Consider the following 15,162-nt stretch of genomic DNA (forward strand, 5'->3'; position numbering starts at 1 on the left):
GCGGTCCGACTACTGGGAGTTGGTCATCCTCAGCACGTCGAGGGCCTCGTCCAGCTGCGCCTCGGTGAGCTTGCCGTCCTCGACGTAGCCGCGTTCGAGGACCACCTCGCGGATGGTCTTCTTCTCCTTCAGCGACTGCTTGGCGACCTTGGAGGCCTCCTCGTAGCCGATGTAGCGGTTGAGCGGGGTGACGATCGAGGGCGAGGACTCGGCGTAGGTGCGGCACTGCTCGGTGTTGGCCTCGATCCCGGCCACGCAGCGGTCCGCGAACACGCGCGAGACGTTGGAGAGCAGGCGGATCGACTCCAGCACGTTGCGGGCGATCATCGGCAGCTGCACGTTCAGCTCGAAGTTGCCGCTCGCGCCGCCGAAGGCCACCGCGGCGTCGTTGCCGACGACCTGCGAGGAGACCTGGAGCATGGCCTCGCACAGGACCGGGTTGACCTTGCCCGGCATGATCGAGGAGCCCGGCTGGAGGTCGGGCAGGAAGATCTCGCCCAGGCCCGTGGTCGGGCCGGAGCCCATCCAGCGGATGTCGTTGGCGATCTTGGCGAAGCCGACCGCGATGGTCCGCAGCTGGCCGGAGAGCTCGACCAGGCCGTCGCGGGCACCCTGCGCCTCGAAGTGGTCGCGGGCCTCGGTCAGGGGCAGGCCGGTGTTGGCGGCGACCTCGGCGATGACCCGGGCGGAGAAGCCCTCCGGGGTGTTGATGCCGGTGCCGACGGCGGTGCCGCCCAGCGGCAGCTCGGCCACGCGCGGCAGCACGGCCTCCAGCCGCTCCACGCCGTAGCGCACCTGGGCGGCGTACCCGGCGAACTCCTGGCCCAGGGTGACCGGGGTGGCGTCCATCAGGTGGGTGCGGCCGCTCTTGACCACGGTGGCGAACTCGGCCGACTTGCCGGTCAGCTCCTGCTCCAGGTGCCGCAGCGCCGGAACGAGGTCGTTCTGGACGGCCGAGGTCGCGGCGATGTGGATGGAGGAGGGGAACACGTCGTTGGAGGACTGCGACGCGTTGACGTGGTCGTTGGGGTGCACCGGGGAGCCGAGGCGCTCGGTGGCCAGCGACGCCACGACCTCGTTGGTGTTCATGTTGCTGGAGGTGCCCGAGCCGGTCTGGAAGACGTCGACGGGGAACTCGCTGTTCCACTTGCCCTCGGCGACCTCCAGGGCGGCCTCGCGGATGGCCTTGCCGAGGTCCTCGCCGATGACGCCGAGCTCGGCGTTCACCTTGGCCGCGGCGGCCTTGATCTGGCCGAGGGCGGCGATGTGGGCGCCTTCGAGGCCCTGGCCAGAGATCGGGAAGTTCTCAACGGCACGCTGCGTCTGGGCCCGCCACTTGGCCTCGGCCGGAACCCTGACCTCACCCATCGAGTCGTGCTCGATACGGAACTCGCTCATTGCAACCCATCTCTCCTGGGAAAACCTGTGAGCCCAAGCCTGCCAGACGCACGGGAGCACACCACCACCTCACCCGGGGTTGGCGGTGTTGCGCGCATCATGTTGACAGTCCCGGCGGGCGCCGCTGGTCAGCGGCCGTGGCGGAGGCGTCACCGCCACGTCTCAGGCACCGATACCGCGGCGGCGGTCCCGGCGCCGCCAGCCGAGGAGGCCGCGGCGCCTGGGCGCGCGCACGCGCACCACGCCGAGGAGGGAGAAGCCGTCGATCTCCAGCACGGGAGGGTGGGACAGGTCCGAGCGGCGGGCGGTGGTGGTGCGCCTGCCCAGGAACGACCAGCCGTTCAGCCGCACCTCGACGCCCTCGGGGACGTCGATCTCCACGCGGCCCAGGACGGCGGTCACGGTCATCCGGTGGTGGTTGTGCATGAGGAGAGCCTCGCGCATGTCCACCTCGACCCTGCCGAGGAGGGCCACGGCCAGCTCGCCGGGATAGGCCACCCAGCGTCCTCCGCGCCTGGCGTCGCCGAACACGCCGAGGAGCGGCTGCGGGTCCAGGCGGATGGGCTGCCTTTCGGGGGGCAGGAGGTCGGCGGTGATCCCGGGCAGCTCACCGAGGGTGCGCGCCTCGTGTGCGCGGGAGGAGCGCTCCTCGAACTCCTCCAGGTCCAGGCGCCCGTCGGCGACGGCTTCGCGCAGGGCCTTCAGCACCCGTTCACGGTCGGTGTCGGAGGCGCGGAGCCGCTCAGGGGACACTTCCTCACTCACACCGTCAACACTAGGGGAAACCGGCGGACGGATCCCCCGGACGGGGCCGGTCACGGCAGGCCGCGGAGCCGGGCGGGCCCGGGAGCCCTCCGGCCCCGCCCGACCGCCGCGCTACAGTTCGATCAGTGCCCGCCTGGCCACGGAGCCGGAGACGGCGGGCAGCGGCCTGACCGCCACCCTGACCAGGGCACGGGCGCTGTCGTCGCCCGCCACGCGGTTGGAGCCGGGCTCGCCGCACCGCACGCACCGGTGGACGAGCATCCACGCGCCGCCGCGCAGGACCGCGATGGAGATCGGCACCCTGCGCCCGCCGGGCCGAAATCCGGTGGAAATTCGTCCCACCGCGTGTCTACCGTTGGCCCATGACCACACCTGATCCCGGTCGCCGCCTGCCCGGGAGCGCGTCCATGACCTCCCGCGACACGTCGGCCGTGCCCGCTCTGCTGCTCCGGGGCGTCGTCAAGCGCTTCGGCTCCCTCACCGCCGTCGACGGGCTCGACCTGGAGGTCCCCCAGGGGGTCGTCCTCGGGCTTCTCGGACCCAACGGCGCGGGCAAGTCCACCACCATGAAGATGCTCACCGCCCAGGCCCTGGCCGACGAGGGCGAGATCCGCATCCTCGGCCACGGGATCCCCGCCGAGTCCAAGTGGGCCCGGGCCCGTATGGGCGTCGTCCCCCAGCACGACAACCTCGACGAGGAGCTCACCGTCGAGCAGAACCTGCGGATGTTCTCCTTCCTCTACCGGGTCCCGCGCCGCCGGCGGAACGAGGCCATCGCCCGCGCCATGCGGCTGGCCCAGCTCAGCGACCGGGGCGCGACCCTGGTCGACGACCTGTCCGGGGGGATGCGCCGCCGCCTCCTCATCGTCCGTGCCCTGCTGCACCGGCCCGAACTCGTCCTCATGGACGAGCCCACCGTCGGCCTGGACCCGCAGGTGCGCCAGGACCTGTGGAGCGTCATCTCGGCGCTGCGCGACGAGGGCGTCACCGTCCTGATGTCCACGCACTACATCGAGGAGGCCGAGCGTCTGTCCGACGAGGTGGCGCTCATGGCCAAGGGCAGGGTCGTCGAACGCGGCACCCCCGCCGACCTCGTCGCCAAGTACGCGGGCGCCACCGTGGAGGAGTACATCCCGGGCGAGGAGGGGGTGGACGCCTTCGAGCAACTCCTCCGCAGCCACGGTTTCACCACCCGTCGCACCGGTACCACCGTGTCGGTCCTGCGCGCGGAGGAGCTGCCCCAGTCCCTGCGCGACAGGCTGGACGTACCGCTGCGCAGGGCCAGCAACCTGGAGGACGTGTTCGTGACCCTGACCGGGGAGAGTGTGGAATGACCGTCGAGCAACAGCAGGCCCGGGAGGACGCCCGCCCGGAGGTCCACGCGCGCCCCGGCCGGTTCGAGGCCGACGCGGTCATGGGCGTCGTCGCCCGCGAGTGGATCCTGTACGGCCAGTCCTGGCGGGCGACCACCTTCGCCGCGGTGGTGGAGCCGACCCTCTACCTGCTCTGCTTCGGCTTCGGCATGGGCGCCCTCATCGGAACCCTGGCCGGGTACAGCTACATCGACTTCCTCGGCACCGGCATCGTGGCGGTGTCGGTGATGTTCCAGTCGATGATGCCCGCCGTCATCAACACCTTCATCAAGCGCCGCTTCCTGCACACCTACGAGGGCATCCTCGCCACACCCGTGGACGTACGCGAACTCGTCACCGGTGAGGCCCTGTGGCTGGCGATGCGCTCGGGTGTGTACGGGTGCGTCCCGCTGCTGGTCGCGATCGGCTTCGGGCTGCGCCCCGGCCCCGGCATGCTGCTGGTGCCGTTCATCGCCTTCCTCGCCGGCTTCGCCTTCGCGCTCTTCGGCATCTGGATCTCCGCCGTGATCACGTCGGTACGGTCCATGGACTACGTGTTCAGCGGCCTGTTCACTCCGCTGTTCCTGGTGGCGGGCACGTTCTTCCCGCTCACCGAGCTGCCCGGCTGGGTGCAGAACGCGGCCATGGCCAACCCGCTCTACCACGCGGTCGAGCTGATCCGCGGGGTGGTCTTCGGCGGGCTCGGCGCCGGCCCGGCGCTCGTCCACGTCGGAGTACTGCTGGGGTTCATCGCCTTGATGTGGTTCCTGGCCGGTTTCCAGATGCGCCGCCGCGTCGTCGGTTAGCGCGGTGACCGCGAGGGTTCGCCGGCCCGCCCCATGAGCCGTGGTCTTGTACCTGTAGCGCACTTCGGCGCCCGACCTCGCTACAGGTACAAGATCGTCCGGGGGTGGAGCACTCCAGGCACACCGGCGACGTATCCGGTCAGCCCACTGGCGTGAGGGGCCGGGGACGAAGGACCGGGGCGGTACCGGCCGGATCCGAGGAGACCGACGGCCCGGGAACGCCGACGGCGTGGGAGGCCGCCCTCCCACGCCGTCCGTGCGTCGCGGCCGCCTCCGCGGCCGCCCGGCTACTCGCCGCCGCTGGGGGACCACCGCAGTTCGAAGCTGCTGCGCTGCCCCTCCTCGGTGACGCTCAGCGCCATGCCCAGGGCGCCCCACTGGCCGGGGTCCTGCACGTCGCTCCCGGTCAGCACCCGGCGCATGTCGAAGTACCCGGCGACCACGGCGTCGTCCATCTCCTGCATGGTCTGCTGGAAGACCGGGTCGTCGCCCAGGCGTCCCGTGGCGCTGCTGCCCTGGGACACCACCACGGCGTCGCCGTCGGTGTCCACGCCCGGGGGAGTGGCGTAGGGGTCGGTGAGCACGTTCTCGACGAAGTCGCTCAGGACCTGCTCGTCGCCGCCCACCGCGCGGTACTGGAACGAGAGGTCCTCGCTACCGCCGCCGTAGGAGCCGAAGAAGCTCTGCATGTCGATGTCGGTGACACCGAACGCGGTCGAGGATCCCAGCAGCTGGGTGAAGCCCTCCGGCAGGCCGGCGCCCATGCCGTTGAACGCGCGCTCCATCTCCTGCAACTGGCCGCTGCTGGTGACGAAGGGGAGCTCGTCGTTCTCGTAGGCGTCGGCCAGCGCCGTGTCCAGTCCGCTGGCGCCGAGCGCCACGACCGTGCTCTCGGGGAGCGACTCCAGCGCCGCCACGCTCGCGCCCGGGGTCTCGGCCAGCCACGCCATACCGGCGCCGTCCACCTCGAAGTCGAAGACGTCCATCCGCGCCTCCAGGTAGTCGCCGTCCACGCGCAGGGTCGCGGTCGCCCGGCCGCTCAGCTCACCGGCCTCGGCGGCCATATCGGCCTCGAGCTCCTGGGCGAGCTCCTCGACCTCCATCAAACGCGTGAAGTCCGACCACCCCACGGCGAGGCTGCCGCCGGACACGTCGGCCATGTCGCCGGAGAAGGTCTCCGAGTCCGCCAGGGAACCGTGCTCCTCCACCTGCGACCGCCGGTCGTCCAGAGCCGCGTCGGAGTTGGTCAGGAGCGCGAAGCCGTCGACCACCTCGTAGGAGAGGTCGTCGTACTCCCCGCTGAGCTCGCCGAGGCCCTCCTCGGCCAGCTGCTCGTCCTCCACCGCGAGCGCGACCACGCCGGCCACGCCGGCCCCGTCCTCCATCTGGGCCTCACCGCTGGCGGGCCACATCCCGAAGCCCACGCGCTGGCCGATCCACCGCGCGACCTCGTCCTGGCTCTGCGGGCTGTCGGGGAAGGTCTCCAGGAAACCCTCGGCGAACAGCTCCCCCATGTCGCCGTCGGTCTGGCCCATCTCCTCGGTGACCTCGTCCGGGAGCCGGTCCACGAACTGCACCAGCTCCACCGCCTGGGAGCCGTCGATCGACAGGTCGAGCTTGGCGAAGGCGACCGAGCTCGCCGGGAGCACCTCCTCCGGCTGCGGTCCGCCGAAGCCGACCAGGGAGACGGTGGCCCACACGGTCGTGGCCATCACGGCGACCGCCGCACCCGCGGCGACCGGGATCAGCCAGCGCCCGCGGCCGCCACCGCCGCCACCGGGCGGCATCCGCCCGCCCGGGTGGGGGCCTCCCGGGAACGGGCCTCCGGGCGGGGGGCCACCGGGGAACTGTCCGCCGGGCGGCGGCCCGCCGGGCGCACCGCCGCCGGGAAAGCCCGGGCCCGCGAACTGCTGGCCGGGGCCCTGCGGGGGAGGGAAACCCTGCCCGGGCTGCCCGGGCTGCGGGGACCCCCACTGGGGCTGCTGTGGGGGATCAGGGTAGGACATCGAACCTCCGACGAGGGATTGCTCTGCGCGTGACCGCGTAGCCGACGCCGGGTCTGATGCAGGCACACCCCGGTGTGGTTCGCGTTCCGCGTCTGCTTTGCGGGGCGGGTTGGGAGAGAACAGGTGTCACCGGGCGCCCCGTACCGGCGGTGACGGGGTGCCCGGGCGCGCGGGACCGGGTCAGGACTCGTCGCCGCGCTGGGGGGCGGAGGTCAGGTCCACGCCGCTGTAGGAGGCCAGCTTGCCCAGGCGGTGCTCGCTGAGCACCTGCCGGACGGTGCCGCTGCGCCCGCGCATGACCAGGGAGTCGGTGATGACGCGCGAGGCCTCGTACCGGACACCGCCGACCAGTTCGCCGTCGGTGATGCCGGTCGCGGCGAAGAACACGTCGTCGGAGCGGACCAGGTCGTCGTTGTACAGCACACGGCCCACGTCGTGCCCGGCGTCGACCGCCTTCTGCCGCTCCTCCTCGTCCTTGGGCCACAGGCGGCCCTGGATGGTGCCGCCCAGGCACTTCATGGCGCACGCGGTGATGATGCCCTCGGGGGTCCCGCCGATGCCCAGCAGCAGGTCCACACCGGTACCGGCGCGGGCGGCCATGATGGCGCCGGCCACGTCGCCGTCGCTGATGAACTTGATGCGGGCGCCCGCGTCGCGCACGTCCTGCACGAGCTGCTTGTGACGGGGGCGGTCCAGGATGACGACCGTCACGTCCTGCGGCGACTTGCCCTTGGCCCGGGCCACGGCACGGATGTTGTCGGCCACGGGCGCGGCGATGTCGACCGCGTCGGCGGCCTCGGGGCCCGTGGCGAGCTTTTCCATGTAGAACACCGCGGACGGGTCGAACATGGTGTTGCGCGGGCTCATGGCGATCACCGCGATGGCGTTGGGCATGCCCATGGCGGTCAGGGTGGTGCCGTCGACCGGGTCGACCGCCACGTCCCAGTCGTGGCCCCCTCCGTCGCCCACGCGCTCACCGTTGTAGAGCATCGGGGCGTTGTCCTTCTCGCCCTCGCCGATCACCACGGTCCCGTTCATCGACACGGTGCTGATCATGTGCCGCATGCCGCGCACCGCCGCACCGTCCGCGCCGATCTTGTCGCCCCTGCCGACCCAGCGCGCCGCGGCCAGTGCGGCGGTCTCGGTGACGCGGACCAGCTCCAGTGCGAGGTTGCGGTCGGGGGCCGTGGACTGCTCGGACGGGCTGCCGGGCTGCGACATGGATGTGACACCTTCCGTCAGGGAACAAGGCGGGGTTGCAGGTCTTAGGGTAGTCACCCGACGTGATCCCCGAACGGCCACGGGTGCCTCGGCGCCACCCGCCCCCGCCGCCGGTCGGCGGGGAAGGTCTACTCTGGCGGGACCGGCCGGACTGGAGTGAGGGCGTGACAGTGGACAAGACGGACAAGCCCGCGAAGCCCGCACGCATCTCCCCGCGTGGCGCGGCCACCCGCAGCGCCCTGCTCAGGGCGGCCGCCCAGGTGTTCCGCACGGTGGGCTTCGCCAGGGCCGGGGTGAGCGAGGTCGTGTCCGTGGCGGGCGCCAGCGTCGGCAGCCTGTACCACCACTTCACCGGCAAGGCCGACCTCTACCTCGCCCTGTACGAGGAGTTCCAGCAGCGCCAGCAGGAGCGCACCCACCAGGCGGTCGTGGAGGCGCGCGCCTCAGGGGAGAAGGACCCCACGCGGTTGATGAACATCGCCGCCCGCGCCTACCTGCTCGGATGCATCGAGGAGAGGGAGACCACGCGGCTGTTCTTCAGCGGCGACGGCCCGCCCGGGTTCGACTACCAGCTGCGGTCCCGGCTCACCCGGTGGACCGACCGCAACGTGGCGCTGTTCCGCAAGGCGGACGAGCCCGTGGACGAGGCGCTGCTCATCGTGGTGAGCGGCGCCATGCTCCTGGCCGTGGCCGAGGTGGTCCAGCGCGACGACGCCGAGGCGCACAAGCTCGCCGACGACATCACCCGGCTGCTCACCCGGCTCGAACCCGAGCGCTAGGGCGTGCCCGGCGGGCACGCCCCAAGGACACCCCGGGTCGGGGAGGTCCCGGACCTGCGGCAAGCTGGACTGTGTCATGAGTGAGCACAGCCGGTCCAACGCGACCTTCAAGAACTACGCCATCTCCCTCGGGGTCATCGTCGGTATCGTCCTGGTCCTGGCGTTCGTGGTCGCCACGCGCTCGGGTGAGAACATCCCCTCGGTGGACTACCAGCCCGACGCCGACGTCCTGCGGGACTCCGCGGACTACCCGGTGACGGTGCCCTCCGAGGAGCTCGTGCGGGAGGGGTGGACGCCCACCAGCTCCACGCTGGAGGTCGCCGAGTCGGGGCCGGCCGCGTGGAGTGTGGGCTTTGCCACCGCGAAGGACAGCCACGTCATGTTCACCCAGAGCGGCGCCGACCCGGACGCGGTCGTCGCGGAGGGGACCAGGGGCGCCGAGGAGGCGGGCACGGTCTCCGCCGGCGGCAGCGAGTGGGAGCACTACGACTCCGAGGACTGGGACGCCCTGGTCCGGCGCGAGGAGGGCGTGACCCTGGTCGTCGCGGGTCCCGCCGACATGGACGAGCTGACCCGCATGGCCGAGGCCCTGGAGACCGACCCCGCCGACGGCGGCGCGGAGCCGCGGGACGGCGCGGAGTCCGGGGACGAGGGCGACGCCTAGTCGTACTGACCGGATACGTTGCCGGTGTGTCCGGAGTGCTCCGACCCCGGACGATCTTGTACCTGTGGCGAGTCCGGGCGCCCGAACTCGCCACAGGTACAAGATCGCGGCTCATGGGGCGAACCGGTGGGCCTTCGCGGTCACCGCGCCAGCCGTCCCTTGCCTTGACGTGAACGTCAAGGTCTACGGTCGGCGCATGCGCATCGGTGAACTCGCCAGACGTACCGGGACGACGACGCGCGCACTGCGCTTCTACGAGTCCCAGGGGCTGATCGGGGCACGGCGCTCGGCGAACGGTCACCGGGAGTACGGCGAGGAGGAGTACCGGCTCGTCCGCGAGATCCCGACCCTCCAGTCGGTCGGGTTCAGCCTGGAGGACACCAGGCCGCTCGTCGACTGCCTGCGCTCCGGCCACGAGACCGGGGACCCCTGTCCCGACTCGATCCAGGTCTACCGGCGCAAGCTCGCGGAGGTGGACGCCCTCCTGGAGCGGTTCGAGGCGATGCGCGGCAGTCTCTCGGCCAAGCTGTCGGAGGCCCTGGCCAGGCGTGCGGTGGGACGCGGCGCGGCGGGACCGCGTACCGGTGGAGTAAGCGACACGGAGGAGCCGTGATGTCACCCGTGAACATGCCCGCCGAGGTGCCCGCGGTGACGGACGAGAGCTTCGAACGCGAGGTCATCGGTCACGACGGGCCCGTCCTGCTGTACTTCTGGGCACAGTGGTGCCCGTCCTGCCGCATGGCCGCTCCGGTGGTCGCCAGGATCGCCGAGGAGCGCGCCGACTCGCTCACCGTCCGCAGGATCAACGCCGACGAGAACCCCCTCACCACCCGGGACCAGCAGGTGATGTCGCTGCCCACCCTGATGCTCTTCCTCGGCGGGCGGCCGGTGCTGACGATGGTCGGCGCGCGGTCGAGGGCCCGGCTGCTGTCGGAGGCGGACGCCGCCCTGGCGGGTTGAGGGGCCGCCCGGACACGGCGGAGCGCCCGGCCGAGTCGGCCGGGCGCCCTCCGTTTCGTTCGCTGGGTTCCGCGCCGCGGGAACGCGCCGCCCGTGACCTCTTGCGCGCTACTCGGCGCGCAGGTCGCGGCGCAGCTCCTTGGGCAGGGAGAAGGTCAGCGTCTCGTCGGCGGTCGTCACCGGGGTGACCGTGCCGTACCCGTGGCCGGACAGCTTGTCGAGCAGCTCGTGCACCAGGATGTCGGGCACGGAGGCGCCGCTGGTCACGCCGACGGTGGTCACGCCCTCCAGCCAGGAGTCGTCCATCAGCGAGGCGTTGTCGATCAGGTGGGCGGCGTCGGCGCCGGCCTCCAGCGCGACCTCCACCAGGCGGACCGAGTTCGAGGAGTTGTCGGAGCCGACCACGATGACGAGTTCACACTCGGGCGCCATCGCCTTGACCGCGTCCTGGCGGTTGGAGGTCGCGTAGCAGATGTCGTCGCTGGGCGGGTCGAGCAGGTTCGGGAACTTCTGGCGCAGGGCGTCCACCGTCTGGTTGGTCTCGTCGACCGACAGGGTGGTCTGCGACAGCCACGACACGTTGTCCGGGTTGCGCACCTGGACCTTGTCGACCTCGTCCGGGCTCTCCACGATCTGGATGTGCTCGGGGGCCTCGCCGCTGGTGCCCTCGACCTCCTCGTGGCCGATGTGGCCGATGAGGATGATGTCCCGGTCCTCGGAGGCGAAGCGCTTGGCCTCCTTGTGGACCTTGGTGACGAGCGGGCAGGTGGCGTCGATGGTCTTCAGGCTGCGCCTCTCCGCCTCCTCGTGGACGGCCGGGGCGACGCCGTGCGCGGAGAAGACGACGATGGCGCCCTCGGGCACCTCCTCGGTCTCCTCCACGAAGATCGCGCCGCGCTCCTCCAGCGTGCGCACCACGTGGGTGTTGTGCACGATCTGCTTGCGCACGTAGATCGGCGCGCCGTACTGCTCCAGGGCCTTCTCGACGGTGATGACAGCGCGGTCGACACCGGCGCAGTAACCCCGGGGATTGGCGAGGAGCACACGCCGTTGGTTCGTGGCAGTCGTCATCGCAGTCATGCTTACATCCTAGGTTGCTTGAGCGGTGTACGACCCGGCTGTGTGGGATGAGGCACCGCGGTGGTCGAACCGGCGTGGAACCGGGGCCGAAAATGACGGTATCGCAACGAGGTGCACCCGGTTGGGCTTCGAAGTGGCGAAATCGTTCACTTATCCCCTGCTCATGGTGTTCCTCCCTCCTCTATCCTGGTTCACCATCGCATCTGTTACAGGCGGTCCGCCCTCAACTCGGCCCTGCTGGTTTGCTGGACGCGTGCCGCTCACCCCACCCGCCGACAGCATCAGGAGCCCCCGCCCTATGTCGAATCCGACACTCGCCACGAAGCTGGTCACCCTGGTCAAGGGGATCTTCGGGCGCAACGAGACCGTCCCCGCGTCCGAGGACGCCGCCAAGGAGACGGCTGAGACCACCGCGGCCCCCACCGCGCCAGAGAAGACCCGGGACGAGGCCCCCGCGGAGAAGGCCGAGGCGAAGGAGGCCCCCGCGGAGAAGACCGGGGAGGCCGCGAAGGCGGAGAAGGCCGAGGCCGCCGAGACCGCACCCGCCGAGACCGGGTCCGCCGAGGCGGAGGCGAAGGAGGCCCCCGCCGCGGAGCCGGAGGAGGAAGGGGCCGTGAAGAGCGAGCCCGTCGAGGCCGCCGCCCTCGTCGAGACCGCTCCCGCCGAGGAGACCGCCGAGGCCGCCGAGGGCGGCAGGGCCGCGGAGGCGGAGGAGGGCCCGGAGCCCCGGACCGAGCCCGCCACCCCGGCCACCGCGGACATCTCCGAGGAGGGCTCGGCCATCGCCGAGGAGCTGGAGGTCGCCGAGGCGCACACCAAGGTCGCCAGCGACGAGGTCCTGGAGAAGGTCCGCAAGGGCGCCGCCCCCTCGGCCGAGGAGCTCGCCGTCCCCACCTACGACGAGCTCACCCTGCCGTCGGTCCGCGCCCGCCTGCGCAAGCTCACCATCGAGCAGGTCCGCGACCTGCGCGCCTACGAGGTCGCCCACCAGGGCCGCCCCGAGTTCATCAAGATGTACGACAACCGCATCAACAAGCTGGAGGCCGGGGCCTGACGTGCGCGTACGGTTCGACGTGGCGTGAGGGCCGCCGGCGGGCGACCGGCGGCCCCGCCCGGCACGGAACCGGAACGCGGGGCCGAACGTCCTACCTGACGGCAGCACACCGACGCCCTCCGTCCGAAGGGGACTGATCCCATGCGTTCCGCCACCTCCACCGCCGCACTCCTCGCGGCCTCCGCACTCTGGCTGACCGGATGCTCGGTCGGCATCCCGGGGACCGACCAGGAAGTGAACGTCGACCCCGACGGCGTGTCCGTCGGCAACGAGGACGGCGAGGTCGCCGTCGAGTCCGACGGCGACGTCTCGGTCGGCAACGGGGACGGCGGCGTGACCCTCGACGAGGGCGGGGGCGTGTCCGTGGACAGGGAGACCGGCGACCTGGTCGTCGCCGCGGTCGAGGGCAGCGTCACCGAGGACTGCGAGGGCAGGAACGTCAACATCACCGCCGGCAACGCCGAGGTCGTCCTCAACGGCGAGTGCGGCGAGGTCTCCATCCTGGGCAGCGGGCTCACGGTGCACGTCGGCAGCGCCGGCTCCATCCACGTGGCCGGCACCGACAACACCGTCCACCACGCCGAGGGTGAGCCGGAGGTGACCGACATCGGTGTGAACAACACCGTCTCCGCCGGCGGCGACGCGACCGTCTGACCACGCCGCCCGCCCCGACGCCCATAACCGCATGGCGGGCCTGCCCCGAACTGTCACCGCCCTCGCCTAGGCTCGGTTGACATGGGCATGGAGAGTTCCGCCGAGGCGCCGCAGCCGGTGCGCGTCGTCCTCAACGCCGTCGGCCAGTGGATCGGCCGTCTGGGCCGGATCTGGGTCGAGGGCCAGATCGCCGAGCTGAACCGGCGCGGCCGCATGGCCTACATCACGCTGCGCGACCCCGTCGCCAACGTGTCGGTGCGCGTGGTCTGCCAGACCTCGGTGCTGGACGCGCAGAGTCCGCCGCCCGAGGCCGGTGCGCGCGTCGTCGTGCACGCCAAACCCGACTTCTACGAGGTCCGCGGCACCTTCTCGCTGCGCGCCCTGGAGATCCGCCACGTCGGCCTGGGCGAGCTCCTGGCCCGGCTGGAACAGCTGCGCCGCACCCTGACCGCCGAGGGCCTCTTCGACGCCGAGCGCAAGCGCCCCCTGCCCTTCCTGCCCAACACCGTCGGGCTCATCTGCGGCCGCGACTCCGCGGCCGAACGCGACGTGCTGGAGAACGGGCGCCGCCGCTGGCCCGCCGTGCGCTTCGAGGTGCGCCCGGTCGCGGTCCAGGGCGACCGGGCGGTCCGCGAGGTGCTGGAGGCGCTCAAGGACCTGGACTCGCACCCGGACGTCGACGTCATCGTCATCGCCCGGGGCGGCGGCTCCCTGGAGGACCTGCTCCCCTTCTCCGACGAGACCCTCGTGCGCGCCGTCGCCTCCGCGGGAACTCCCGTGGTGAGCGCGATCGGGCACGAGCAGGACGCCCCGCTGCTCGACCACGTCGCGGACGTGCGCGCCTCCACCCCCACCGACGCCGCCAAGAAGACCGTTCCCGACGTCGGCGAGCAGCTGGAGATCATCCGCCAGCTCCGCGACCGGGGTCGGCGCGTGCTCAAGGGCGGGGTGGAGCGCGAGCTCGCCTGGCTGGAGGGCATGCGTTCCCGGCCGGTGCTGGCCAGCCCGGTGCGTGAGATCGACCGGCTCACCGAGCAGGTCGGGGACCTGCGCGACCGGGCCCGCCGGAGCCTGACCGTGTCGCTGGACCGGGCCGCCGACGGCCTGGGCCACACCCGGGCGCGCCTGCACGCCCTGTCCCCGGCCACCACGCTGGCGCGCGGGTACGCGATCGTGCAGAGGGAGGACGGGTCGGTGGTGCGTTCCGCCGGGGAGCCGGACACGGGGGAGACCCTGCGCGTGCGGTTCGCCGAGGACAGCCTGACCGCCACCGTGGAGTCAGTCCACACCGAAGACACCGCCGAGGGGGAGTAGAGATGGCCGCCAAGGAAGCCGGGACCCGGGACGAGGGCACCGCCGAGCCGGAGCTGAGCTACGAGGAGAGCCGGGAGGAGCTGAACAGCGTCGTGCGCCAGCTGGAGTCCGGCGGGCTCAGCCTGAAGGAGTCGCTGGCCCTGTGGGAGCGCGGCGAGGAGCTGGCCCGCGTGTGCGAGCAGTGGCTGGAGGGGGCCCGCGCCAAGCTGGCCGCCGCGATGGACGAGCGCCGGGGCGACTCTCCCGAGGACGGGGACACGCCCTTCTGATCCCGGCCGGTCCGCCTCCGGGCGGGCCCTCCCGGTCGGCCGGGTTCCCCCGGGTGGGGCTCCCCGGTCGGGCGGTCCGCGCTACCTGCGGCCGTTCAGTTCGTCCCCCAGCTTGCGGATGTTGCCGGGCAGGCCCCGGAACACCCCGATCACCAGGACCAGCGCCGTGCCCAGGAACAGCCAGGGCGCGACCTCGGCCAGCCGCGAGGCCAGCCCCAGGAGCAGCGTCCGCGTGAAGCCCTCGCTGCCCAGGGCGAACAGGCCCTCGGCGGCGACCACGGCCGCGAAGAAGGCGATGGGCGGGCTCACCGACAGGGACAGAAGGTCGCCCGGCCGGACCAGGACCGCACCGAGCAGGCAGGCGAGGGTGAAGGCGACGCCCGGGGCGGCGGGGATTCCCGCCCAGTGCGCGACCATGATCCCGGCGAAACTGAACACGGCGATGGCCAGGACGCCGCCGCGCCCGGTCAGGCGGGGCGTGCGCCGCGGGGGGCCCGCCTCCGGCCCCGGGGCGGTGCGGCTCCGTCGCCCGGCGCGCGGTACGTTCCGGCTCCGGCCGTCGGGCCGCACGAAGTAGGGTGCCTGCCCGGGATCCGGACCGTGCGCCTTTTGCGGGGGCATAGCTGTTCGCCTCCCAAGTGTGTTACTCACAGTATCGAGTGTGTCACTTGTAGTGAATATACGGTGTCTTTCCCGGAGACCGTGTCGATCCTCGGGGTACCTGCCCCCCTCAGCCACGAACACGCCCTCCTGTGCTCGGACACCGGGACGGGCCGCCGTGGTTGCGGGTGCTTGACGTCCGATCGTCCGGGAGGTCCTCCACGGCACGGCCGGATCCGC

17 protein-coding genes are annotated in these 15,162 nt (G+C 71.9%); 10 read left to right on the top strand and 7 right to left on the bottom strand.

The genetic code is table 11. The features are described 5' to 3' along the window. Positions 1 to 9 precede the first annotated feature (9 nt). From A6A08_RS21565 to A6A08_RS28935, 3 genes are all read right to left on the bottom strand, one after another. Positions 10 to 1,398 carry an aspartate ammonia-lyase gene (locus tag A6A08_RS21565; RefSeq protein ID WP_073704462.1) on the bottom strand — a complete coding sequence of 463 codons (1,389 nt, stop codon included), beginning with the start codon at positions 1,396 to 1,398 and terminating at the stop codon, positions 10 to 12. Positions 1,399 to 1,560: 162 nt separating this feature from the next. Further along, positions 1,561 to 2,151 (bottom strand): DUF1707 domain-containing protein, encoded by a 591-nt coding sequence (locus A6A08_RS21570; RefSeq protein ID WP_073704463.1) that lies wholly within the window; start codon positions 2,149 to 2,151, stop codon positions 1,561 to 1,563. Positions 2,152 to 2,274: 123 nt separating this feature from the next. After that, positions 2,275 to 2,505, bottom strand: a complete 231-nt coding sequence (locus tag A6A08_RS28935) for an RNHCP domain-containing protein (RefSeq protein WP_378698149.1) — start codon at positions 2,503 to 2,505, stop codon at positions 2,275 to 2,277. A 65-nt stretch (positions 2,506 to 2,570) separates the two neighbouring features. On the opposite strand from A6A08_RS28935, the gene A6A08_RS21580 reads away from it, so the two are divergent. Beyond that, a complete protein-coding gene (locus A6A08_RS21580; protein WP_073704465.1) occupies positions 2,571 to 3,497 on the top strand; it encodes an ABC transporter ATP-binding protein in 927 nt (308 codons plus the stop codon). Further along, positions 3,494 to 4,321 carry an ABC transporter permease gene (locus tag A6A08_RS21585; protein WP_073704466.1) on the top strand — a complete coding sequence of 276 codons (828 nt, stop codon included), beginning with the start codon at positions 3,494 to 3,496 and terminating at the stop codon, positions 4,319 to 4,321. Before A6A08_RS21580 ends, A6A08_RS21585 begins: the two co-directional genes overlap by 4 nt. Positions 4,322 to 4,608: 287 nt before the next feature. Here A6A08_RS21585 and A6A08_RS21590 read toward each other — a convergent pair whose 3' ends face one another. Further along, positions 4,609 to 6,327, bottom strand: coding sequence for a hypothetical protein (locus tag A6A08_RS21590; RefSeq protein ID WP_073704467.1), 1,719 nt, complete (start codon positions 6,325 to 6,327; stop codon positions 4,609 to 4,611). Between the two features lie 180 nt (positions 6,328 to 6,507). Then, the gene (gene glpX, locus A6A08_RS21595) at positions 6,508 to 7,548 is read right to left on the bottom strand and encodes a class II fructose-bisphosphatase (protein ID WP_073704468.1); all 1,041 of its coding nucleotides are present in this window, start codon (positions 7,546 to 7,548) and stop codon (positions 6,508 to 6,510) included. Between the two features lie 170 nt (positions 7,549 to 7,718). Between glpX and A6A08_RS21600 the strand changes: the two genes are divergently transcribed. The 4 genes from A6A08_RS21600 (at position 7,719) to A6A08_RS21615 (ending at position 9,951) form a co-directional block, all read left to right on the top strand. Continuing rightward, positions 7,719 to 8,327 carry a TetR/AcrR family transcriptional regulator gene (locus tag A6A08_RS21600; protein ID WP_073704469.1) on the top strand — a complete coding sequence of 203 codons (609 nt, stop codon included), beginning with the start codon at positions 7,719 to 7,721 and terminating at the stop codon, positions 8,325 to 8,327. A gap of 76 nt (positions 8,328 to 8,403) precedes the next feature. Then, a complete protein-coding gene (locus tag A6A08_RS21605; RefSeq protein ID WP_073704470.1) occupies positions 8,404 to 8,991 on the top strand; it encodes a DUF4245 domain-containing protein in 588 nt (195 codons plus the stop codon). 196 nt (positions 8,992 to 9,187) lie between these two features. After that, a complete protein-coding gene (locus tag A6A08_RS21610) occupies positions 9,188 to 9,604 on the top strand; it encodes a MerR family transcriptional regulator (protein ID WP_073704701.1) in 417 nt (138 codons plus the stop codon). Next, positions 9,604 to 9,951, top strand: a complete 348-nt coding sequence (locus A6A08_RS21615; protein ID WP_073704471.1) for a co-chaperone YbbN — start codon at positions 9,604 to 9,606, stop codon at positions 9,949 to 9,951. Before A6A08_RS21610 ends, A6A08_RS21615 begins: the two co-directional genes overlap by 1 nt. 108 nt (positions 9,952 to 10,059) lie before the next feature. Here A6A08_RS21615 and A6A08_RS21620 read toward each other — a convergent pair whose 3' ends face one another. Further along, positions 10,060 to 11,031, bottom strand: a complete 972-nt coding sequence (locus A6A08_RS21620; RefSeq protein WP_199867009.1) for a 4-hydroxy-3-methylbut-2-enyl diphosphate reductase — start codon at positions 11,029 to 11,031, stop codon at positions 10,060 to 10,062. 298 nt (positions 11,032 to 11,329) lie between these two features. Between A6A08_RS21620 and A6A08_RS21625 the strand changes: the two genes are divergently transcribed. The 4 genes from A6A08_RS21625 to A6A08_RS21640 all read left to right on the top strand — a co-directional run bounded on the left by A6A08_RS21625 (position 11,330) and on the right by A6A08_RS21640 (position 14,322). After that, positions 11,330 to 12,085: a hypothetical protein gene (locus A6A08_RS21625; RefSeq protein ID WP_073704473.1), complete on the top strand. Its 756-nt coding sequence runs from the start codon at positions 11,330 to 11,332 to the stop codon at positions 12,083 to 12,085. 141 nt (positions 12,086 to 12,226) lie between these two features. Then, positions 12,227 to 12,739 (top strand): DUF3060 domain-containing protein, encoded by a 513-nt coding sequence (locus tag A6A08_RS21630; RefSeq protein ID WP_073704474.1) that lies wholly within the window; start codon positions 12,227 to 12,229, stop codon positions 12,737 to 12,739. An 81-nt stretch (positions 12,740 to 12,820) separates the two neighbouring features. After that, positions 12,821 to 14,053 (top strand): exodeoxyribonuclease VII large subunit, encoded by a 1,233-nt coding sequence (gene xseA, locus A6A08_RS21635; RefSeq protein WP_199867010.1) that lies wholly within the window; start codon positions 12,821 to 12,823, stop codon positions 14,051 to 14,053. A 2-nt stretch (positions 14,054 to 14,055) separates the two neighbouring features. Next, positions 14,056 to 14,322: an exodeoxyribonuclease VII small subunit gene (locus A6A08_RS21640; protein ID WP_073704476.1), complete on the top strand. Its 267-nt coding sequence runs from the start codon at positions 14,056 to 14,058 to the stop codon at positions 14,320 to 14,322. 81 nt (positions 14,323 to 14,403) lie between these two features. On the opposite strand, the gene A6A08_RS21645 is transcribed toward A6A08_RS21640, so the two are convergent. Beyond that, positions 14,404 to 14,943, bottom strand: coding sequence for a DUF6542 domain-containing protein (locus A6A08_RS21645; RefSeq protein WP_073704477.1), 540 nt, complete (start codon positions 14,941 to 14,943; stop codon positions 14,404 to 14,406). Positions 14,944 to 15,162 lie beyond the last annotated feature (219 nt).

The sequence above is a fragment of the Nocardiopsis sp. TSRI0078 genome (assembly GCF_001905145.1).
Taxonomy (GTDB): domain Bacteria; phylum Actinomycetota; class Actinomycetes; order Streptosporangiales; family Streptosporangiaceae; genus Nocardiopsis.